16 protein-coding genes and 1 pseudogene are annotated in these 23,000 nt (G+C 40.3%); 9 read left to right on the top strand and 8 right to left on the bottom strand.

Annotated elements, in window-relative coordinates; all coding sequences use genetic code 11:
* Window positions 1–181: 181 nt before the first annotated feature.
* The 4 genes from ABH09_RS00205 to ABH09_RS00190 form a co-directional block, all read right to left on the bottom strand.
* On the bottom strand, window positions 182–871 hold the full coding sequence (locus ABH09_RS00205) for a hypothetical protein (protein ID WP_253714742.1): 690 nt from the start codon (window positions 869–871) through the stop codon (window positions 182–184).
* Window positions 872–875: 4 nt separating this feature from the next.
* On the bottom strand, window positions 876–2,039 hold the full coding sequence (locus ABH09_RS00200; protein WP_162661954.1) for a DUF8084 family protein: 1,164 nt from the start codon (window positions 2,037–2,039) through the stop codon (window positions 876–878).
* A 76-nt stretch (window positions 2,040–2,115) separates the two neighbouring features.
* Window positions 2,116–5,565 (bottom strand): tetratricopeptide repeat protein, encoded by a 3,450-nt coding sequence (locus tag ABH09_RS00195; protein WP_253714741.1) that lies wholly within the window; start codon window positions 5,563–5,565, stop codon window positions 2,116–2,118.
* Window positions 5,558–6,295: a tetratricopeptide repeat protein gene (locus tag ABH09_RS00190; protein WP_162661952.1), complete on the bottom strand. Its 738-nt coding sequence runs from the start codon at window positions 6,293–6,295 to the stop codon at window positions 5,558–5,560. Before ABH09_RS00190 ends, ABH09_RS00195 begins: the two co-directional genes overlap by 8 nt.
* A 34-nt stretch (window positions 6,296–6,329) precedes the next feature.
* On the opposite strand from ABH09_RS00190, the gene ABH09_RS00185 reads away from it, so the two are divergent.
* The 4 genes from ABH09_RS00185 to ABH09_RS00170 all read left to right on the top strand — a co-directional run bounded on the left by ABH09_RS00185 (window position 6,330) and on the right by ABH09_RS00170 (window position 10,913).
* Window positions 6,330–7,700, top strand: coding sequence for a tetratricopeptide repeat protein (locus ABH09_RS00185; protein ID WP_162661951.1), 1,371 nt, complete (start codon window positions 6,330–6,332; stop codon window positions 7,698–7,700).
* 2 nt (window positions 7,701–7,702) lie between these two features.
* The gene (locus tag ABH09_RS00180; RefSeq protein WP_253714740.1) at window positions 7,703–8,383 is read left to right on the top strand and encodes a metallophosphoesterase; all 681 of its coding nucleotides are present in this window, start codon (window positions 7,703–7,705) and stop codon (window positions 8,381–8,383) included.
* Window positions 8,384–8,469: 86 nt separating this feature from the next.
* Window positions 8,470–9,525 (top strand): ribonucleotide-diphosphate reductase subunit beta, encoded by a 1,056-nt coding sequence (locus ABH09_RS00175; RefSeq protein WP_162661949.1) that lies wholly within the window; start codon window positions 8,470–8,472, stop codon window positions 9,523–9,525.
* Window positions 9,526–9,533: 8 nt separating this feature from the next.
* Window positions 9,534–10,913, top strand: coding sequence for an MATE family efflux transporter (locus ABH09_RS00170; RefSeq protein ID WP_253714739.1), 1,380 nt, complete (start codon window positions 9,534–9,536; stop codon window positions 10,911–10,913).
* A 66-nt stretch (window positions 10,914–10,979) separates the two neighbouring features.
* Here the strand turns inward: ABH09_RS00170 and ABH09_RS00165 are convergent, their stop codons facing one another.
* The 3 genes and pseudogenes from ABH09_RS00165 to ABH09_RS00155 all read right to left on the bottom strand — a co-directional run bounded on the left by ABH09_RS00165 (window position 10,980) and on the right by ABH09_RS00155 (window position 13,377).
* Complete coding sequence (locus ABH09_RS00165) at window positions 10,980–12,812, bottom strand: ABC transporter ATP-binding protein (protein WP_253714738.1); 1,833 nt, start codon at window positions 12,810–12,812, stop codon at window positions 10,980–10,982.
* Window positions 12,813–12,860: 48 nt separating this feature from the next.
* Window positions 12,861–13,120: pseudogene (locus ABH09_RS00160) on the bottom strand (Txe/YoeB family addiction module toxin).
* Window positions 13,117–13,377, bottom strand: coding sequence for a type II toxin-antitoxin system RelB/DinJ family antitoxin (locus tag ABH09_RS00155; RefSeq protein WP_253714737.1), 261 nt, complete (start codon window positions 13,375–13,377; stop codon window positions 13,117–13,119). The pseudogene ABH09_RS00160 and the gene ABH09_RS00155 overlap by 4 nt, the downstream one beginning before the upstream one ends.
* Before the next feature lie 189 nt (window positions 13,378–13,566).
* Here ABH09_RS00155 and ABH09_RS00150 point away from each other — a divergent pair, with 189 nt between their 5' ends.
* The 5 genes from ABH09_RS00150 (at window position 13,567) to ABH09_RS00135 (ending at window position 21,143) form a co-directional block, all read left to right on the top strand.
* Window positions 13,567–17,310: an N-6 DNA methylase gene (locus ABH09_RS00150; protein ID WP_253714736.1), complete on the top strand. Its 3,744-nt coding sequence runs from the start codon at window positions 13,567–13,569 to the stop codon at window positions 17,308–17,310.
* Between the two features lie 69 nt (window positions 17,311–17,379).
* Window positions 17,380–18,945 (top strand): RNA-directed DNA polymerase, encoded by a 1,566-nt coding sequence (locus ABH09_RS00145; protein WP_253714735.1) that lies wholly within the window; start codon window positions 17,380–17,382, stop codon window positions 18,943–18,945.
* Between the two features lie 46 nt (window positions 18,946–18,991).
* Window positions 18,992–19,243: a nucleoid-associated protein gene (locus tag ABH09_RS12940; RefSeq protein WP_371922164.1), complete on the top strand. Its 252-nt coding sequence runs from the start codon at window positions 18,992–18,994 to the stop codon at window positions 19,241–19,243.
* Window positions 19,244–19,720: 477 nt separating this feature from the next.
* Entirely contained in the window at window positions 19,721–21,034 is a 1,314-nt protein-coding gene (locus tag ABH09_RS00140; RefSeq protein WP_253714734.1) for an AAA family ATPase, read from the top strand.
* Complete coding sequence (locus ABH09_RS00135) at window positions 21,003–21,143, top strand: hypothetical protein (RefSeq protein WP_253714733.1); 141 nt, start codon at window positions 21,003–21,005, stop codon at window positions 21,141–21,143. The genes ABH09_RS00140 and ABH09_RS00135 overlap by 32 nt, the downstream gene beginning before the upstream one ends.
* Window positions 21,144–21,171: 28 nt before the next feature.
* Here the strand turns inward: ABH09_RS00135 and ABH09_RS00130 are convergent, their stop codons facing one another.
* Window positions 21,172–22,719 (bottom strand): RNA-directed DNA polymerase, encoded by a 1,548-nt coding sequence (locus tag ABH09_RS00130; RefSeq protein WP_253714732.1) that lies wholly within the window; start codon window positions 22,717–22,719, stop codon window positions 21,172–21,174.
* Window positions 22,720–23,000 lie beyond the last annotated feature (281 nt).

Below are 23,000 nucleotides of genomic sequence, written 5' to 3'. Positions count from 1 at the left end.
CATTTGAAGGGTATGAATACAATAGCGTCAATACTTTATATAAAAGATACCTTAATGATCAGCCTTTTTTATTTCTTCTTCAGTGGGGCTGGAAACTTTCTGCAGCACTATCTCTTTATCATCACCTTCAAAACGTCCTTTCAATGTCATCTTTTCGCCTTTTTAGGTAAAAAATCAGTAATTACGGCAAAGGGAGTGGTGTACTGAGAAAGCCGATTGATTGGTCGGAATTTTCTCCGAAACACTGGATATACCGTGCATCTGTAGGTCTATTCTCAAGCATTTCAAACGAACCATTTTGTCGCTCGGCATCGTTTATTTGCAATTGATACACAGTCAGTGGCTGTAAATCAGCACTCAGCATAATCAATGAAAAATGTGAACATGCGTTGCTATGAGTAATGTGCAGCATCCATTGTTCATTTTCCAACGTAAACTCAAAGGGTAAAGCGGTTATCACTTGGGGTTCCTGCAGCGAAAAAGATATTTCCGTTTTATTTCCACCCAAATCTGAGGCTGTAAGTGTATACTGCCCTGCGGGGAAAAAGCGGCGGGGATACTTGAACTTATTTGAACCTACCCATTGTGTATTTTTTGAATATCCTGCTTCCTGTAAAAAAACAGTATTTTCCCGATGGAGTGCCCACTCCAAGCCGGTAGCATTTTCACGTAATATCAAGCCTTTATAATCATTTCTTCCATCGTTGTCTTCAATCAGCATAAAAACAGCCAACCACTCCGTTAAGGCACCTTGTTGATTATAACTATATATCCGTTGCTCTTTTGCAAGTACAGCAGACGGCGTATTAAATGAACATGAGGTATATATTAAAATAAACGATAATAGATAGATAAAGGACAGGTGCTTCATCGGCCTAGAACATAAAAGATAGGTTGACGACTGTTAAATCGGAAGCAGATTTGCTTGCACTGGATTCAAAGTGAACATTTCTACTCTCACATTGTTCTATAAGATACGAAATGTAATACATGCCAAGACTGCATATATCAGACCCTTCGGGCAGCGCACGGTAAAAATCGATAAGCGAATTTTTGTTAATGTCTGCCTTTTTCATGTCGTTTATACTCGCTTTTATTGCTTCGGAAGAATCAGCTTTATTGTACACTGAAATTTGCATTTTACCCTGTGTACCGATCGAAGTAGTACTGCCACCTCCAATTTTCCATGAGACAAAGACTTTTTCTTCTTTCCGTTTCAGTTCAGCAATAAGCAATTGGCGAACTTTCGGGTCGAAAAGTGCATCTTGTGGATCTTCTATATTGGGGAATAATTGCTTTGCTTCATTCCGCATATTTATATTTTCGGCACTTAAAATCAACTCCATCAACACAAGTGAGATATATTCGGCTATTTTAGTTTTGTCGATATATTCGTTAAGGCTGGTACGGATTGTCCGTATGATAAGATCAAAATTCGGGGCGGTTTTAAATTTTGTAATGATAAACCATATAAAGGGCCGCAAATTATTAAGGAATTTTTCACTTAGGAAGAGCTTCATATTTTTATCTGCGGGAGAAAGATCTTCTTTGCTGATAAAGGCAGACAATGGCGCCAAGATTTCCTTTTTTGTTTTGTAAATAATATCTTCATTTTTTTTTAAAATTGCTGCTAAATATCTCTGATTAATGTGCGTCTTCTCATCGATAATGTTCGCTGGGTTGAGTCTATTCCACTTCTTAATTACCGGTGAAGCCAATATCTGCTTAAATATAAACACATCGTATTGACGATATAATAGAGAAAATACAATCAATTTGGATAAATCCATAATTTCTTGGCGAGAAGAGCCTAATTCCGACTGCGAGATTTCAATCTTTGAGATATAGTTTGCAAGGATAAGCCGCTGAATGTTGTCGGGGACAAAAGAATCCAGAGAGATTCCATACTCTTCAACATTTCCTGCCAAAGTAAATCGCAACAGTTTCTTATTCTGCTTAATAAAGAAGGTCGAACCTTCCTGTGTTAAAACCAACTTAATAGGAAGATTTAACAACCGTTTCTTTTCTACTGATGCCATAATCGTTATCCTTGCCTTAAAGATACTACCAAAACAGCCGAAAGGCTAATAAGTACCGTTATAAAAATTTTCATTTCTAAAGATTAACCAACAACTTTTTAACTTCGGCCGCATGACGATCATTTGGCCTTTGTTTAAGCAACTGCTCAAAAATGGCCTTTGCTTCCGCCTTGTTATCCAAACTAATATACACTTTTCCGAGCTCATAGTAACTATCCCATGCCTGCGGATTTGTTTTTATGATAGTCTGATAGGTATCGCGTGCATTTTCTTTTAATCCGGCTGATAGGTAGACAGCTGCGAGATTCTGACGTGCATCAATATTATTCGGCATAATTTTTATCGCATTTGTATAATAATCGATGGCTTTCCCATATTCATGTTTTAACCCGTAGAGTTTTCCTAAGTTTATATTTACTTCAAAATTTGAAGCTTCTGCCCTGTATGCCGCGAGCAGATGCTCTTCCGCACTATCGAGACGACCGGCTTCCAGCTGTATCCGTCCGAGGTTGATGCGGGGTTTACCGTATTGTCCATCGGCTGCCACAGAACGGGCATAATAGTCTTCCGCTTCGCGCAGCCGATTGTTTTTTTCAAGCGCCAAACCATACGTATATAAGAAGCGGGCGTCCTTATCGTTACCGGCTAACGCTTTTTGAGCATTTTGTAGCGCTTCCGTCACCTTGCCAAGTTCAAGTTGTACCGCAGCGAGATTATAATACGTTACCGGATCGGTATCCCCTAACGCTAATGCTTCTTTAAAATAGCGCTCCGCTTGTTTGGCATCCTTTTGTTTTGAATACACTTGCGCCATCTCTTTTAATGCTGAAGTATTTGATGGTTCCAATGATAATGCCTTTCGATAGTTATTAATTGCCTCACTATAATTTCGTTTTTTATCTTGCATACGGGCTATTTCGATCCAGGCACGGACATAATCCGGCTTTAACGTTGCAGCTTTTGAAAAAGCTGTAAGAGCAGCGTCATTTGCGTTCATAACCTTATGCGTCATACCGAGATTGAAAAAAGCTGCTTCAAATTGCGGATTGGATTTCACGGCTTGTTCAAAACAGGAACGGGCTTGGGGGTATTTTTTCTGTGCAAAATACTTTCTACCCAACTCATAATTATATTGAGCATTTTGCGGATCGAAGCGGCGAGCGGACTCCAATTCCTGTACGGCAAGCGCCGCATTGTTTTGGGCATCTGCTATTTGCGAATATACATAATGAGCTTTTGCGTCATCGTTTTTAGCCGCCAGCGATTTCTTAATATAGCCGGCTGCTTCGTTTAGTGCTTGCCCTCTATTAGCCGGAGAATTGTTTGAAAGCGAATACATGGCCTCCGCCATTTCCCTGTATTGTTCGGCCGTAAAGGAGGTATCACCTGACGGCATCTGCGCCGCTGCTTTACTGAAAGCGCTTTGCGCTGCGGCAAAGTTGCCGCTTGCTGCAGATTTTTTTCCTTGTTGCACCAGTGCATCTACTTCATGTTTTTTGGCCAGCAACTCTGCTTGTGCTTTTTGTGCAGCCTCCGCTTGAGCTGCTGCGGCGCGGGCTTGTGCTGCCGCTTGCGCGCCCGCATTATTTGCCGCATTGTTTTTTTGCGGTACAGTAGATTGCGCTTGGCGTGAGGCGGCGGTTTGCTGCGCAGCCTGCGGTTTTGCAGAGGGGCTTGCTTGCGCTTGGAGTGCCGATTGCGCATTGGTAATTTTTGCAGCTAAGGCTTGCGATTCAGAGGTGTTCTTTGCTGCAAGCCCCTTTTTGATATACTCATTGGCTTTTTTTAATGCACTTGCTTTCGTCTGCTTGTCCGTTGAATTTTCCGCCAAGCCGAACATCGCATCGGCCATTTTGCGATAGGACTCTTCCGCAAAATCATTATCTTTTGGCATGATGCGGCCTGCCCTGTCTAAAGCAAGAACAGCGTTATTCAGCTGTTTCCGTTGAGCTGCGGCAGTTCCCTGTGCTATAAGGTTTTCCACCTGTTTGTACGCAGCTGTTTTCGGTTTTTCCTGCTGTTTACGCTGAGCTTCAGCCCTTGCCTGGGCAAGCCGTTCCTGTTCTTTGCGTTGTTCTTCGGCTTTTTTCTGCGCTGCGGCTTGGGCGGCCTGTTCTTGCTGCTTACGCTGAGCCTCAGCTCTTGCTTGCGCAAGCCGCTCTTGTGCTTTGCGTTGTTCCTCAGCTTTTTTCTGCGCTGTGGCTTGAGCAGCCTGTTCTTGTTGTTTACGCTGAGCTTCAGCCCTTGCTTGCGCAAGCCGCTCCTGTTCTTTGCGTTGTTCCTCAGCTTTTTTCTGCGCTGTGGCTTGAGCAGCCTGTTCTTGCTGCTTACGCTGAGCCTCAGCTCTTGCTTGCGCAAGCCGCTCCTGCTCTTTGCGCGCATCAAGTATTTTAGCGTAAAGATTGCGGGCACCGGAGCTGTTCTGTGCGGCGAGCGCTGCTTTAATGTAGTTTTCGGCCTTATTCAGCGATATCTGCACATCGTTCGGATCGGATAGGCGCTGTGCAAGATTGAGCATCGCATCTGCCATTTCCGCGTATGAATCGCTTGCGAACTGTTTATGGTCCGGCATCGAAGCGGCCGCTTTATCGAAGGATGATACAGCGTTATTCAGCTGCCGTTTGTTTACGGCGTTTTTCCCTTGTCCGATCAGTTCTACGACCTGTCTCCGCTGCTGTTGTGCTTGATCTTCTTTACGTGCGCGTTCTGCCGCTTGCTGTTGGGCTAACAGCGCCTGCTGACGCTTTGCTTCGGCCGCTTTTTGGTGCTCAGCTATGATATTACTATAAAGCTCGCGAGCGTCCGTATTATTGCGAGCCGCGAGAGATTTCTTTATATACCGTTCAGCTTCATCCCGAGCTTTTTGAGCAGTCTGAACATCAGGCACCGTTTTTGATAATAAAAAGAGCGAAGATGCTATATCGTAATATGAAGATGCTTCAAAATCTTTGTCATCAGGCATAGCTTCATCAGCCCGTTCAAAAGCAGTGAGTGCATTGCCCAGCTGATTTTTTTGAGCAGCATTTTTCCCTTGCACAATATGAGCGCGTACTTTATTGCGTCCTTCCTCAAGTTTTTGATTTCCTATTTCCCGTACTGCTTCCTGCTCCTGTGTTCCGCGGTTAAGCGCAAGCGTGTCATAGCTGAATACTCCCTGATAGGCATCCCCGGTTCCATCCGCTTGACCGTTCGATAAACTTTGCTGATTTTGTACGTTGCTTCCATCTTGGGGATCATACTTTTTAGTAAGACTTTCATTTGCAGCTTGTGCAGCCAAAAGCCGTTCCTGTTGTTCCTGCGTGAGTTCATTGTTGTCATTTTCGGGTACAAACGCACCATTATTCCCTAAAATATCGGAAGAGCGCCCTGGAGAGGTTCCCATAGCGTCACCATTCAGTTCATTTTTTGAAATCGGTATGTTATTTGTTCCTTTTCTACCGAAAATAAGAGAGTACCCGCCCCAAATTAAAAGGCACAGTACAATACCCGCCGCCGTTCCTATTAAATATTTGTGTAAATCATTCAAGATTATAGTCCTCCGAATAGTCAAGTGTTTCATCCGATCCGACAGAAAGAGAAGAAGCATTATCCACTGATTGTAAATTAGCATTTATTTCATCTTGTAACTTTTTATATCGATCTTCTGCGGCCTTCCGTTCGGCTTCTTCCGCCAACCTCCGTGCTTCTTCCTGCATCCGAATCATTTCCGCCTCACGCTGTTCCGATTCCAAAAGCGATACCATACGCTGAATTGCCTGTCTTTGGGAAGTAGCAGGATCAAGGTTTAAATAAAATTTATAATCTTCCAATGCTTGCGGATATTGTTCCAATTTAATATAGGTATTCGCTCTATTCAACACCGCCGGTGGATAGGCACGGCGTGCTGCCAACGACGCAGTATAAGCCTCCTCCGCCTCTGTAAAACGACTTTGCAAAAAATAGACATTCCCTAAATTATATGAGTAGAGATATGAACCTGTGGTATCTTTGCTTTTGCCAGCCAGCAGTTGCTGTTCGGCTTCTGCATATTTACCGAGGCTAATATAGCATACACCTAAATACAAGTTGATTTTAGGGTTGTCCTTTTCTTCCGCCATAGCCTCATAGAAAAGTGGCACTGCCTTATCCGGCTGGTTATTCAGCAGTAATTTCTTTCCTTGTGTTATAGCGTCTTCTGTAAAACCCTGTGTGGCTATTATTAGATAGATAACAATCGAAATTAATTTTCGAGCCGATACGCGGCAAATATACTTCATTGACATTACCTCTCAAAAATTATACCATAAATCTATGTCTTTGTACCTTATTAGTTTCATTGGTATCCTTGCTTTCTCTATTTTATTATTAGCTTTTTTACTAATACGCTCGATTCTTTCACCGAAAAAAACAGCTATAATAGAAAAATATATCAATGCCGGCAAGTATGCAACAGCAATTAAACGGGCAAAAGCTATTATAGCAAAAAACCCGCGTGATACAAAAGCCCACTATCTCCTTGGAAAAGCTTATTTAGCTGATGGTCGTGCCGAACTCGCTTTGATGGAGTTCAAAACCATCAGTAAGGCCGTATTTGACTCGAAAGCCCAAGAAAAAGAATTCCGAAATTTAACGGCGCAACTATATGAGCGGTTCCAACAACATACGGAAGCACTCGCAGAATATGCATTACTGATAAAACTCGACCCCCAAAATGCGGAATATCATTATGCTATCGGGCAACTTTTTGAGCAGCTCAATAAGACGGAGCAGGCTATTTTTCATTACCGGCAGGTGATTAATCTTAATTCTAAACATGCCGCAGCTCATGCAGCGCTTGGACTGCTCCTGTTCCGAAATAAGATGATGAATGAGGCAAAACAGGAAATCGCTATCGCACTGAAGCTTGAACCGGATAATACGACTGCTCTGTACTATCAAGGGCGGCTACTTCGTGAATCAAAAGAATATGCACAAGCGTTGGCTTCATTTGAAAAAGCTGCTCGCAATGCAGATCTCCGGCAAAAGTGTTTTACCGAGCGTGGTTTGTGCTATCTTGATGCAAATAGTCTTGAAAAGGCCGCCTTTGAGTTCGATCGCGCACTTAAACTCACGACTGCAAAAAATTCGAATCCCGATACGTTACGTCTCCGTTATGCGGCTGCGGCCTGTTACGAAAAAATGAGAGACCTCGACCGCGCTATTGAGCAGTGGGAGGCAATCCATACTGTAATGCCAAGCTATAAGGATGTTACAGAGAAGCTGAACCAGTATCGAGACCTCCGTTCAAACGATCTCATGAAGGAATATCTTACCGTTAGCGCGGAAGCATTCCTCAAACTCTGTAAAGCGGTTACAGAACAAGCATTCGCGCTTTTGGTTCAGTCTCAAAAGGAAATTAAACAAGGCTGTGCCATCATCGCCTTGGAAGATAACTCCGAAAAATGGATGAATGTACGGAAGCAGCCCAAACTCTTTATCTATTCGCGGGATAGCGACATCATAGGAGATTCCTTTTTGCGTTCGCTACATGAACAGATGAAAGCGCAGGGATTAGTGCGGGTCGTTGTCATTACCTCAAGCGGTTTCTCACGGGCTGCATTAAGCTTTGCCGAGAACCGTCCATTTGAATTAATAGATAAAGACAAACTGGAGTCAATTTTAAAAACAATAAAAGGCATATAGGCATGAAGATCCTCTGCATTTCCGATCAAATCGATCCGCTCATTTACAGTGTCAATATCAAAGAGCGGTACCAAGATGTCGATCTTGTGATTTCGGCAGGGGATTTACCAATGGAGTATTTGGAATTTATCGTTTCATCGTTGAATAAACCGCTTTTATTTGTGTTTGGGAATCATAATCTCACTGCATTGCCGTACTATCATAAAAACCTTGGATCGAGCGCTTCCTTACAAACTATTGCCGCAATCCGCTCTGAAGGGTACGGGTCAACGTATCTTGGCTTTACCACACGCCGAGAGAACGGCATACTTTTTGCCGGGGTTTCGGGAAGTATCCGGTATAATAGCGACATCGGGCAATACACTGAACATCAAATGAAGATGCAGCTACTCGCAATGGTACCGCGCCTCATTTACAACAAGCTGCGCTATGGTCGATATGTAGATGTTTTTGTCGCTCATGCAGCGCCCTTCGGTATCCACGACCGCCCCGATCCATGCCATGTGGGATTTAAATGCTTTTTATGGTTCATAAAAAAGTTTAAGCCGCGCTATTTTTTACACGGACACATTCATCTTTATGATCTTCAAGCCCCGCGAGTAACCGTCTACGAAAACACAACAGTCATCAATGTGTTTAGCAACTATCTGTTGGAATTCGATACTACGCAATCTGCCACTTGATCTCATTAATAGAGAGCTAATATCTTTTATCCTTTATGTTTGAGAGCTAAATATTATATATATAGAACAGTACAAGGAGTATTTTGATGATAGATAACGAAACCGTGCTTTCTCGTAAAAAGCTCTTTAACGAAACGGGCGACATCGAAGTCCATCTGCGGAAGATGATAGGCGGGAACACCACCAACCTCAACGACTTTAACAACATGAAGTATACATGGGCAAGCGAATGGTATCGGCAGGCGATGAATAATTTCTGGATACCGGAAGAAATCAATATGAATACCGATGTGCAGGATTACCGCAAACTCAGCCCCGCGGAAAAAACCGCGTATGATAAAATCCTTTCCTTCCTCATTTTTTTGGATAGCATTCAGACGGCGAACCTACCGAATGTCGGACAGTATATTACCGCAAACGAAGTAAACCTCTGCCTTACCATTCAGGCGTTTCAGGAGGCAGTACACTCGCAGAGCTACAGCTACATGCTGGACACCATCTGCTCCCCCGACGAGCGGACTGCCATCCTTTATCAGTGGAAAGATGATGAGCACCTCTTAAAACGAAACAAGTTTATCGGCGACCTATATAATGAGTTTCAGGATGATAAAAGCGCGCTTGCCTTGCTCAAGGTTGCCGTCGCCAATTATATTCTGGAAGGGGTATATTTTTATTCCGGCTTTATGTTTTTTTATAACCTCGGTCGGAATAACAAGATGCCCGGCTCCGTGCAGGAAATCCGCTACATCAACCGCGACGAAAACACGCATTTGTGGCTATTCCGCTCGATCATCCATGAGCTGCAAAAGGAAGAGCCGCAGCTGTTCACGCCGGAAAACAACGAGCTGTTCCGCAGCATGATCCGCGAAGGCTGTGAACAGGAAATTGCATGGGGGCATTACGTTATCGGCGACGACATTCCCGGACTGACCCGCGGCATGGTTACCGACTACATTCAGTACCTCGGCAACCTTCGCTGCGAAAACCTCGGCTTTGAACCATTGTACGAAGGCCACCGTGAAGAACCTGCCTCCATGAGTTGGGTAAGCCAATACAGCAACGCAAACCTCATCAAGACGGATTTCTTTGAAGCAAAGTCTACGGCTTATGCAAAATCTTCCGCGCTAAAGGATGACCTATAGGGAAGAAAATGCAATTAAAAAGATTTTCGCTGGGGCCGGTTCACTTTTATCGGCAGGCGCTTGGATTTGCCATACCGGTTATGATTCAAACCTTTGTGCAAAGCCTCGTTTCGCTGATCGATAACTTTATGGTGGGCGGATTGGGCGACATAAAGATGAGCGCGGTCAATATCACCAATCAATTCACCTTCCTCTTCTTGACAACGATCGGGACGTTTGCCGAAACCGGCGGTATGTTTATGTCCCAATTTAACGGCGCAAAAGATGCAGGCGGAATGCAGCAAACGTACCGGTTTAAGCAGATTATGATGCTTGCCTGTGCCGCGCTGTTTACGGTTTTCTCATTCTTTTTTTCAGGACATATCCTCGGCTTTTTAGTTCATGGGAATCAGCAGGCGCCGGAAATCGTTGCAGAGGGGCAACGGTACCTGCATATTATCCTACTTACCTTTATCCCTATTGCCTTTTCTACCGCGATTACCTCTTCCCTGCGTGACATCGGCAATGTAAAGATTATTATGTACAGCGCAATTATCTCTACCTTGATCAACACCTGCGGAAATTACATTCTGATCTATGGGAATTTCGGGGCACCGCGTCTGGAGGTAAAGGGCGCTGCGTATGCGACGCTGATAGCTCGCTGTACCGAAGTTGTTCTGCTGCTTGCCTACGTGCATATCAAAAAACCTGCATTTTATGTACGGATATTGTCGCTTTGGAAAGTCCGATGGAAATTGTTCATGCAGATGGTTAAGAAGCTCGGTTTGGTGTTTGCCTCCGATATTTCGTGGGTGGGAACCGAAACGATTGTCGCGGCACTGTACAACAGCCGCGGTGGGGCGGAGGTCGTCGCAGGCATGGCTGCCGGTTGGACGATTGCAAATATATTCTTTTTAATTTTTCCGGTGATTTTTACCTGCGTACGTATAATCGTCGGCAGTTCGCTCGGACAAAATAAATTGGACGAAGCCCGCAAACAGGCGCGATGGTTCCTTTCGGGGTTTTTTATCTTCGGTATCTTCGTCGGCATCTGCGAGGCTCTCACGGTGTTTCTTATTCCCGTTGTGTTTATCCGGCTTTCGCCGGCCTCACATATCATCACGCGGAATCTTATATGGGTTATCGCGCTTTATATGCCGCTGTGGTCGTACCTTAATACGCAGCTTGCAATTTCCCGCGCGGGCGGTGATGCTCAACTTGGCGCATGGGTGGATATCAGCGTCAACTCAATGGTATTTTTGCCGGTAATGCTTATTTTCACCTATTGTACCGCGCTTTCGCCCGTTGCGATGTTCGGACTTGCAAAGCTCAGTGATTTTCTTAAACTGCTCATCGCCAGACATCAACTGAAAAAAGAGCGGTGGGTAAAGAATTTGACTGTTGCGTAAGGGTTTATAAAAAAGCAATACGGCACTACGCAGGGTGCCGAGGATTCCGGCTTTCATACGGAACAATCACGCCCTTTCGCCCTGCATGATACCTTCTTTTTCCTGCAAAAATTGCATCGAATAAAGCTGATAGTAATGTCCCTTTTTCTGCAACAATTCCTCGTGCGTACCTGCTTCTATCATCCTGCCTTTTTCGATAACAATGATTTTATCGGCATTGCGGATAGTGGAAAGGCGGTGCGCCACTACGAACGAAGTTCTGTTTTCCAGCACGGCGGCAATAGCATTTTGAATTTTTTGTTCCGTTTCCGTATCGACGGAAGAAGTGGCCTCGTCCAACACAAACAGGCGCGGATTCCGCACAAGCGTACGTGCAAACGAAATCAGCTGCTTTTGCCCCGTTGAAAGCAGCCCGCCGCCTTCGCCTACCTGTGTTTGGTAGCCGTCCGGCATCGCGGAAATAAATTCGTGAGCGTCAACAAGCTTTGCCGCCGCGATAATTTCTTCTTCCGTTGCATCGAGCTTGCCGTAGCGGATGTTCTCTTCGATTGTGCCCGAAAATAAATGCGGTGATTGCAATACATAGCCGAGGTTTTCGTGTATCCATGTTTCCGGCATTTCGGTGTAGTCGATTCCATCAATTAAAATACGTCCCTGCTTCGGCTCATAAAATCGGCAAAATAAATTTACGATAGTCGACTTTCCCGCCCCGGTAGAACCGACGAGAGCAAGCGTTTCACCGGCCTGCACCGTCAAATTAAAATCGGTTAAAACGGGTTCGCTCTCCTTATACCAAAATGATACGTGCTCAAACCGTACGGTTCCTTTTATAGCAGGACGCTGCACTTTCGTCGGATTAAGCGCGGTGCCGTATTTTTTGATAACCGCTTCGGTGTCCTGAATATCAGGCTTTTCTTCCAGCAGCGCGAAAATCCGCTCGGCTGCTGCTTGTGCCGATATCAGTTCCGCAAATAGCGTGGATGCTCCTGCAAGCGGGGCGTTGAACTGAGTAACATACGAAAGGAATGCAACAAGCAGTCCCAAACTAATCACCTGCGAGATAACAGCATTTCCGCCGTAAAAGACAACCAGCCCCGTACCTAACGATCCGATAATCTGTACCGCAGGCATCAAAATAGAAGAAAGCAAAATTCCACGTATCGAAGCAGCCTTCATCTTCTCCGTTTTGGCGAAAAACTCTTTTGCGTTCAACTCCTCTCGCACGAGCGTCTTGGTCGTCTTTGCGCCTTGAATATCTTCGTTATATGCTGCCGTCAGCTGTGCATTTACTACCCGTACTCTCCGCTGCGCTTTTAATATCTTTGCACGCAGATAAATGCTCAATGCAATAATCAGCGGGAATGTCGTTAATACAATAAGGGCAAGTTTGATATTGTCGTGGAACATCGTAAAGATGAGCGCAAACAGCATAAAAAAGCCCCACAGTAAATCGGATACACCCCACGCCACCAGCTCCGATAATTTATTGATATCCGAGGTGATGCGTGACATAAGAGATCCGACCGAATTGGCATCGTAAAATGAAAGAGAAAGACTTTGTAAGTGATTAAAGCAGCGGATCCGTAAGCGATTGCACATCTTTACTTCTACCGTGCCGATTGTCATAATATAGAAAAACGTAACGAGAACTGCGAATACTATGAAGACACTGGTCAGCACAACGACCGGAATAAAATTCTGTAAATTCCGCTCTTTTACAAAAACGTCGATAACATAGTTGGTGATTTTAGGTTGTGCAATTGCACAGATTCCTTCAAGCCCTGAAAAAATGAAACCTAAAATAAAGAGCAATTTAAAGAACGCAAATTCTTTTACAATCCGCTTCCAAACCCCGCCGTTAAACTTTTGGTTGTAATCGTTTTCTTGATCTTGTTCCATAATAGTACCTTGTCGTTACAATGTATTGGGGCTTTTCAAAAAATTCAATTAATTATCGTAATGTCCGCGGCAGGAAAGGATTTCTAAAGTATTTTTACTCACTCGGTACACAAGCCTATTCACGTCATCAATACGGCGACTCCAAAACCCGCTCAATTCGCCCTTTAGAGGCTCCGGTTTACCTATACCGTCAAAGCTCCCCGTTCAATATCTTTAAGCAGCATATTGATACGCTTTATTGTTTTTTTATCTTGTAGTTGCCAATATTCATAATCTTCCCAAGCTTCATCAAACCATATTTTTTTCATTCATATGCCTCGATAAGCTCATGCTCTACGCCTTTTCCGGCATTCAGAGCCTCAATGCCGCGGCGTAAGTGCGCCATGTTGCTTTCACTGTAGAACGGATCCGTTGATATTTCAAACGGTATTTTTTGTTTCCGAACTGCCGCTTTTGCAAATACGCAAAATGCTGTTGTCATGGTCATGCCAATATCGGAACAGAAAGCTTCAAACTGCTTTTTTAGGTTCTCGTCCATACGGATATTTATGTTTGTCTGTGCCATAGTAATAACTCCTTTTATCTTTATTGTAGATAGATTTATTGATGATGTCAATAATCATATCAAATGTCTGTGACGCATTGGGTCATTTATTTCCAGTTTTTTCTGCTTGTTCTTTTATAGGGAATGTCTATACTATATGCTGTAAGTGTTTGAGAGAGGAGCCGACCCTATATGATAACAAAGACCAATTTGCAAAAAGTATTAAAGAAATTAGGATTTTCTCAGTCAGATTCAAATGCACTTTTCTTAAAGCATTTTGCACAACATAATTGTGATATTCAGGTTGATTGTTCCAAGGAAATAATTATCTATCCGACTGAAATAGACACTGGTGCAAATACCACAACAAATTTCAGCCAGAATGAAAATTTTGTCGTGCTTGAATGTGTGTGCCGACTGCTTGAAAAAGGGTACGATCCGAAAACTCTCTTCCTTGAAAAAAGCTGGCAGCTTGGGCATACGGGAAAAAGCGGTCGTGCCGATATAACAGTATATGATAAAGATACGGTTGGAAATCCTAACCAAGCATATTTGATTATTGAATGTAAATGCAGCGGAAAAGAGTTCAAAAATGCACGCAAAGATATGTTTGAAAATGCTGAGGGCAAGCAACTGTTTAGTTATTGGGCTCAGGCACGCTCTGCAAAATGGCTTCAACTGTACGCATCTAATTATGATGAGGAACAGGATGAAATTACCTTTCAAGAGGAAGTTATCCGCAGTTACGATGATGAAAACGTTGAAGCCTTGGCAAAAGAAGATACCTCTATACTGATTTTTAAAAATGCTTCTACTGCCCAAGATGCTTTTCTCGTATGGGAGACCACCTATTCCAAAAAAGTCTACGGTAATACCATCATCTTCGGCAGTGATGCAGTGGCTTATAAGATAGGAAATCCTCCACTTGTCAATCGTAAACTAAAAAAATTTACAAAAGATACCAAAATAACCGATGATTTTCGCGAAATACTCCGCCATAATAGTATAAGCGACAAAGAAAATGCGTTTAATAAATTGTTGTCGCTTTTTATTTGCAAATTTGTTGATGAAGCGTTGCACAATGCTCCTAATGATATTATGGCGTTTCAATATGTTGACGGAAGCGATAATTATTACAAACTCTATGAACGGTTACTCGGACTTTTTCAAATAGGTATGCGGGACTTCTTAAAGGAGGATGTGTTTTATTTAGAAAATGATTATATCAGAAAAACCCTTGATCAGTTTACGGGAAAACGGCGAAAAGAGCTTGAAAAAGAATTAGTTGATACATTTCAAAAAACAAAAATGCTTTCGTGTCAAGTCTTTGCCTTTCGGGAAGTGTATAACGAAAAACTATTTTTACAAAACGGAAAAATATTAGTGGAAGTTGTCGAACTTTTTCAACAGTATCGCATGTCATACACAAGTAAAGAACAGTTGCTCGGTGACTTATTTGAAAACCTCCTGAATCAGGGATTTAAGCAAGAAGCAGGACAATTTTTTACCCCGATACCGATAACCCGTTTTGTATGGAATGCATTGCCGTTTGAGCGGTTTTTAGACAAAGATAAAATGAAAGTTCCGCGAGTTGTCGATTTTGCCTGTGGATCAGGACATTTTTTAACGGAAGGAATTGCGGCTATTTCCGATTATTATAATAAAAACCAAACATCTCAAATTATCACCGATAAAGAAATTTCAAAAACTTTTTTCGGTGTTGATAAAGATAATCGTCTGGCACGGGTCAGTAAAGTTGCCCTGCTTTTGAATGGGGCTGACGAAGCTCATATTATTGCTGCTGATGGATTAGAACAGGATGAACATTTTTATCAAGGAGATTTACACTCATTTGATATTTTGGTTGCGAACCCTCCCTATAGTGTTGATGCCTTTAAGACTCACGAAAGCCGGACGATAAAAAGTACCTATGAAACAATCAAGTTGATGAGCCTGAACTGTAAAGATATTCAAAATGTTTTTATTGAACGGATGGAACACCTTTTAAAACCGAAAGGTATTGCAGGTATCGTTATGCCTTCGAGCATACTTTCTAATACGGCAACATATGATATTAAGACACGGGAAATTATTTTACGTAATTTTCATATCAATGCTATCGTTTCTTTTGAAGATAAAACATTCGGAGAAACTGGTACGAATACGGTTATTTTATTTTTGGAACATTTTGATTTTCCGCCGGAAAAATTCAAAATGGCACAGGATAGTGTTACTGCAATTTTAAATAACGAACCTTTACATGATTGGCACGATAACGATATTTTTTCTGCCTACCTTGCAACCATATATGTACAAACGGAGGATTACCGCCGTTTTGTTGCACAAGAATACCGTTTATTTGAACAAAACTTTGTACCGTATTTTGCAGAATATAAAAAAGCTTTCATCGCGCAACGCAGTACTAAAATCAGTTTGGAAAAAATAGATCAAGCAAAAGAAAAAAATAAGGCTGGCTCTCCATTGAGGCGAAATGAGAAATCGGCAGAGGAACTACAAGAAGCGTTAGAAAACGAATTTTATATATGGGTAAAGCATATTGAAGAGCAAAAGCTTTTATACTTTGCCTTAACCTATACAGGACGGACATTACTGATTACCGCTCCGAGAGATCCCGATGAACAAAAACGATTTTTAGGCTATGAATTTCGTACGCGTCGCGGTAAAGAAGGTATCATTGAGGCGGAAGGCTATTTGACAAATATGCATGACCGTAATGATAGTAATAAATTGGCTTGGTTTGTTAAAGCTGCTTTTGACGGTATTCAGTGTAAGAGTGAATCGTATCGGAAATATGTTTCATATATTCGAACGGCAGATCTCCTTGACTTTTCTCGCCCCTCGTTAGACTTGCAGCTAAAATTAACCGCAGATAAAAAAATTGAAATAAGCAGCAAGTATCCGTTGGTGAAGTTGGAGGATAGCGGTGCTGTCGTAGTGAAAGGGCAATCAATTACATCTGCACAAACTAAAAAAGGTAACATCAAAGTAGTTGCTGGAGGCATTGACTATGCATATCTCCATAATGAAGCTAATCGCCCTGCTAATACGATAACTATCAGTGCAAGCGGAGCGAATGCAGGCTTTGTAAATCTTTGGAAAGAACCTATTTTTGCCTCCGATTGTATAACAGTAAGAGGAAAGAATGATTTACATACATTTTTTCTTTATAATTTTTTATTGTCTATTCAAGATCAAATTTTCAGTTTACAAAAAGGTAAAAGTCAACCTCATGTTTACCCTGGTGATATAAAATTATTGCAAGTTCCAGATATTGATACATCTATCCAAAAAAAAATTGTTGCAGAATGCGAAAAAGTTGACGAAGAATACAACACAAGCCGAATGACTATAGAAGAGTATAAAAAGAAAATTGTTCAAGTATTTGAACGTCTTGACGTGATTACAAATGTTGGGGGGGGGGTAACATTCAGGTTATCAAATACTGCTGTTTTCGATATTTCTATTGGGCGTCGGGTTTTAAACTCGGAAGTAAATCCTGAATATACTATTCCTGTTTACAGTGCTAATGTGTTTGAACCGTTCGGAATGATTGACAAACTCCTTATCGAAGATTTTTCAAATCCTTCAATTTTATGGGGAATAGATTGTGATTGGATGGTAAATACTATGAATGCAGGTATGCCTTTTTACCCGACCGACCACTGTGGCGTTTTAAGAATAAAAACGGATGATATCCTCCCTAAATATATGGCTTACCTGCTTAAAAAAGAGGGCAAAAAAGCCGGATTTAGCCGTAGTTACAGAGCCTCGATTGATAGAATTAAAAGCCTTTCAGTGCAGGCTGCTCCGATTGAAGAGCAGCGGAAGGCTCTCAAAGAAATAGAGGCTTACGAATCGGAGATTGCTGTTGCACAAGCGGTATTATCCGCTTGTGCCGATAAGAAAAAAATGATATTGGATAAGTGGTTGTGATGCAATATATAGAATCAGAGATAGTATTGTTGCATAGAGATTTTTTTGACTAGTAATACGGAGAAGAAAATGGTGGGATTGGATGATAAAACAATAAAATCTTTAAATTATGATCAAGCTGTAAAAAGAATCCTTACGGATAGCAATACAGACTTTATTTTTGCTCCTCATTTCAGTTATATATATAAAAATGCGAGTAAATTCTTAACTTATAAATTAAATGAAGAATTAAAATCTGGCAAATTTAATTTTTCATTACCGTTAACAATGGATATTCCAAAATCATCAGGTCTAACACGACCTGGTGCAATTTTATATCCAAAAGATAGACTTCTTTATCAGGTACTAGCTGATAATATGGCTAGTGACATTGAAAACAATATTGATAGAAGCCATGTTTTTTCAAATATACTTTCAAATGATGAAAATATGTTTGAACCTCTTGGAAAATGTTTTCATCAATTTGAAAAAGCAATGCTCGATAAGTCAGAAAAGTATGAATATTGTATAAAAACTGATGTTACATCCTTTTTTGAAACAATTTATCAACATTTTGTGATTAGTCAATTGGATGCAATAAATATTCAAAGACCACTGATTAGTTTGTTAGAAAAAGCCCTCCTTGCATGGAGAGAAGATAAATCTTATGGGCTGCTACAAGGTATGTATCCCTCTGACTTATATGGTAATTATTATTTAACACAAATTGATTATTTTCTTGAACTCAAGCAATTTGATTTTATTAGATTTGTGGATGATATTTATATTTTTTCAGATTCTGAGTATGAACTACGTAAGATATTAGTTGAAATATGTAATACACTAAGGCAACAAAGTCTATATTTGAACGAAAGTAAAACATGGTTTAATACAAGTAAAATAATTTGTTCTCAACAAATGGAATTTGAAGAGTTATTTAATGAAGTTACTCAAATGTTGGATTCAATGACAGATGATGATCGAGCGAATTTTTTTGATAATGCATACGGCTTTCAATGCAGCTGGGATGAAGATAAAACCAAAGAAGTAAATGTAAATGAAATAGATGGTTTTAGGCTTGATGTCCTCGAGGAATTATATGTCAAAAAAAATGCAGCTTGTTATCAAAAAGATGCAATCATAAAATTTTGCTTACCGCTTCTTACAAAATCTCATTCAATGATACCATTTGTAACTATAAAAGAAGATTTACATACTTATCCACATTTAGCAAAATTTTATTCTGCCTATCTTGCAACAATTGATAAAACTAACCCTATTATTACATCGAAAATTGAAGAAATTTTAATTGAAAATCACTTTATTTTTCAATATCAGCAAATGTGGTTGTTTTCTGCCTTATTGTATCGTAGTAATTTATCATCAAGAGTACTAAGACTTTGTGCTAAATATTTCTTAAATAAGCAAACGCATGAATCAATTAGAGCTATTTGTGTAATTATTCTTTCGAAACATGGAAAGGGACATGATAGAAAGCTGATACGCGATGAATATAATAATGAACCTTCAATATATGTTCGTTCTGCAATTTTATACTGTACGGGCTATTTATCATCGAAAGAAAGACATGCTTGTAAAATTGCTTGGGGTACAAATAATGTACTAAATGAATTAGTTATAGAAGCAATGAAATAATATTTAATACGAGTTGAATAGATGTTGTTCATTTGCCTAACAAGCGATCAGATTATCTGCATATAGTCTCATTTTTAACAAAGAGCGAGAAAGCGGTTATGTAGTTGCTGTAGTAGATAATGTTGGAAAAGGTGCTGAAGCCCGTTATTGGCTTAATGATTTTCTACATGTTCGTCGCCGTAAAGATGAATATACCAATACCCAAAATTTTATGACCTTAGCAAAAAACTTTGTTATACAAGAGTTGCCCAAAGAGTTAGGCACTACAAAAGTCAATCAATTTGATCTTTTAAAATAAATTTTTTGATTTTAAAAAGATAAAGATGCCTGCAAGATTGATGACTTTACCAATGAAGTTATGATTGAACCCGATATCATTGAAAAATTCCATCGCTAAAAACAACGCTGCGAAGATGAAAATGGCATATCAATAGGTGACCCCTTTCCTGTTTATGCAACCACACGAAAAAAGCAACAATGTCAATGAATGTATCTCCCTGTACATTCATTGACGGCGAGTTTGTGGCTTTGTCTCAAACATCGCTTCTGCTGGAATCACCGCCACCCTTGGCAAAAGGTACGGACAAAAAAGGGAAATTCTACAAAGTGTACTACACCGAAGAAACATAGAATCCATGCTTTGTAATGATACCAAAGTTGTATGCACGTTAAGTAAAAATTGATCGCGCTTTTGCAAAGTTTCAGCAAAAACAGCTTGTATTTTATGAATAAAAGATGGTATTGTATGCGCAGTTGATGATAGAGGAGCTGCGCTATGGTGCTTGAGTTTTCTATAACAAATACATTTTCTATTAGTGAAAGGCAAACCATTAGTTTTGAATCGGCTCGGAACGATCCCGCAACCGACGGGCAGCACTGTATAGACTGTAACGGTAAGAAAATACTCAAAATGGCGTGTATATACGGCGCAAATGCTTCAGGGAAAACAAACATACTTGAGGCGCTTCGCTTTTATGCGTATTTTATGCTCAGCTCATTTACCCGCTTAAAACCGGATGATGCAATTGATTTTACTCCGTTTAAGTTTGATCCGCAGCTTCAAAATCAGCCCGGTGCGTTTGAAATTATCTTGTATCTAAAAAATAGCAATACCGAAGGCTATACCCGCTATGAATATAATCTAAAACTTACCCGTACCGCTGTTGTCTACGAATCGGTATATTATGCACCGAAAGGACAGAAAAAACTGATCGTTATGAGGGATGAGCATACAGGTATAAAATGGGGCAGTGATATTTCCGGACCTAAGAAAGCAATTGAAAACCTTGTGCGTCCTAACTGCTCGTTGCTGTCGGCAAGTCAGCAGGTTCAATTTTCTACGCTAAAACGTTTAGCACTCTACTTGACCGTGTTTTTTGCCGGAATAGTAAGTATGTCAAACGAGTTTTTACGAGGGAACGCGTTTGCTCACATAAGACCTCGGTTCCCTCAATTTAAGGACTATCTTGTGCAATTACTTTCTGCTTCTGATATGGGAACAATCAGCGATATAAAGGTTGAACATATACCGATTACCGAAGATTTAGCGGCAACGCTTCCCCAAGAAATGCAAGAACGTATCGTAAACTACAATGGAAAATTGACAGTGCAAGATGTACAAGTAACACATCGCTATGATAATCATGACTATGTGCTATCAATTGATGAAGAGTCGGCAGGAACAATACGGATGATAGAACTGAGCGCACTATTGCACTCATTGAAATACGAAAACATTGCTTACATCATTTCTATAGATGAACTTGAGACTTCATTACACCGTGAATTGATAGAGACGTTTCTCGATCTTTTTTTGTATGTTGCTACAGAGTCACAACTCATTTTTACCGCGCATGATCAAGATTTATTAGATTCCGGTCTTTTACGGGATGATGAAGTCTGGTTTTGCTATAAAACGGATAAAGGGAATAGCGTATACAATAGCATCACTGACTATACAGGGATCCGTAAAGGAGTTTCGCGCAAAAAGCTGTATAATGCTGACAAATTCGGTGCCTTACCGCTTGTGAACGTCAATGTATTGAAGGAGCTGTTTTATGCCGAGAAAAACTCGGAAAATACAAAGTAACAAAACGGTATTGAAATTGGAAGAAAGAAATAAGCATGATGAAGATAAATCTGCGTCATTTTGTAATGTGCATAAACTTTTTGAAGAGCTTGAAAAGTTGAAGGAATAGTAAGCAACTGATTTGCTAATAATTTTATCTAATAGTTTCTCATTAATGAAGCTTCTATTTCTTTTAACAAGATTTCTCTTGAGAGTTTTTTGAATTCTGTTTTATTGATAATACTATTTGCTTTCAATATGGTTTTTAATTCCTCAGAATTTACCCAATCCATATTCCAGATTTGACTTATATCAGCATCCGCTAGAGAAAACCTATCTATCTCTTTGAAAGCATGGTCAATCAAACGGCATAAAGCATCATCATAGTCGATATCAAATTTAAAAAATAAGCTTATCCGCTGTAGCCATATAAGCATGTTACTTGTATTTGGAATTAAGCTAAATTTATTCTTTATTTTGGTAATAATTTCTTTTTGTTCGTCTTTGTTCGACAGTTGAGCTAATATTATGCTTAACATTGCTGCACATATTGCATACGTTCGAGGATTGCGATAGGCTATATCAACGATGATAGCTATCAATGACTTAGAATGATTTTGCAAACGTTTGCTTTTCTTTATTCGGAAATAGCAATCTTGTAAAGGTCCTATTAAACTGCCTGCATGGGGATATTCTAATGCATGTTTGTATATTAGCAGCAAATGCTTCTGTAAATCTTTATTGGATTGTTTCTTTATAAGCCATGCGAGTTTGTCTTTTTTGATTGCATGTAAAATTATATTGTCGTATGTATTTGTTTTTGATATATTAGGTTTCATTCCAAATTCAGCAAGAACCTCGGTTATTATTTTTAAGATGTGTTCTCCTGTATGAGGATTGTTAACAAATATCTTATAATCATCACGGTAACGTAATATATGATAATCGGTTATATTATTTGCTTTAATTCGATTATTTGCTTTAATTCGATCGGATAATAATGTGTCAATATAACCCAGTACCATTTCAGCAATAAAATCCATCAAAACAGAACCTTGCGGAATGCCATTTGTTTGACCATAACGCATTGCACGAATGTATTTATCTATGATATTGCCGATTAAATTTTCCCGCCTTTGTTGTTTTGCCTTTTCTTTTGTGTGTAATGCCCATGCTATCGAATGGGTATAGAGCGCGCCGTAACAGTTTGTTATATCAGTTTCAATAAGGTACTCATAATCTAAAGATAATTCAATTGAGCGTTGTTCAATATTTTCCCACCATGCTAATATCTGCGCTTTCTGATTTGTTTGTAATGTATTTTCAACGACGGGAATACTCATACATTCTATGTCTGGATTTGCAGCAAAGTCTTTAAATCGTTTACAGATGTCTTGCCAATGTGTTTTTTCTGTAATCGTTCTTGCAAGCTGTACATAAAGAATAGGATTGATTAATTCAAAAGGTCTCCAATCGTACTTTCCGTCTTTGTTTGCTGCTATAATGTAATTGACGTTCTCATAATTTTCTGGCTGTGCGTGGTTGAGTATATCAGGATAATTCGATAGAAATTCATTAATTGCAGAAAGTATTTTGTTAAAATTTATATATGAGGGGAATGTCTCTTTGTAATAGTGCTTAGAATCTAAAAAGAAGCATAGAGCTTCGTCGGATTGTAAATCTAAGATCGTATTTGTTTGAACCATATTAGTATTTTCAAATCATATAATGTTTTATAGATTTTTTCAATCTCTGTTTTTCTTCTTTCTCATTATGCTTATTTAGCATCTTCCGTATACAGTGTTATTTAAAAGATTAGCTGCTGTCATTATTATGTTTTTGCAATGACTGTGCACTCAACAACTAAGCTATCTGATAACATCTTGCTGTACAGCCAGCATCCTCCATGCAAGACCAAACGTACAGCCAATCAGGGAAATCACTATGGGCGGATAAATTGAGTTTCCCTTTTTATCAAACCGGATCC

Source organism: Treponema sp. OMZ 803, assembly GCF_024181165.1.
Taxonomy (GTDB): Bacteria; Spirochaetota; Spirochaetia; order Treponematales; family Treponemataceae; genus Treponema.
The sequence above is the reverse complement of the archived record's forward strand: the minus strand, read 5'-3'. Positions and strand labels throughout refer to the sequence as shown.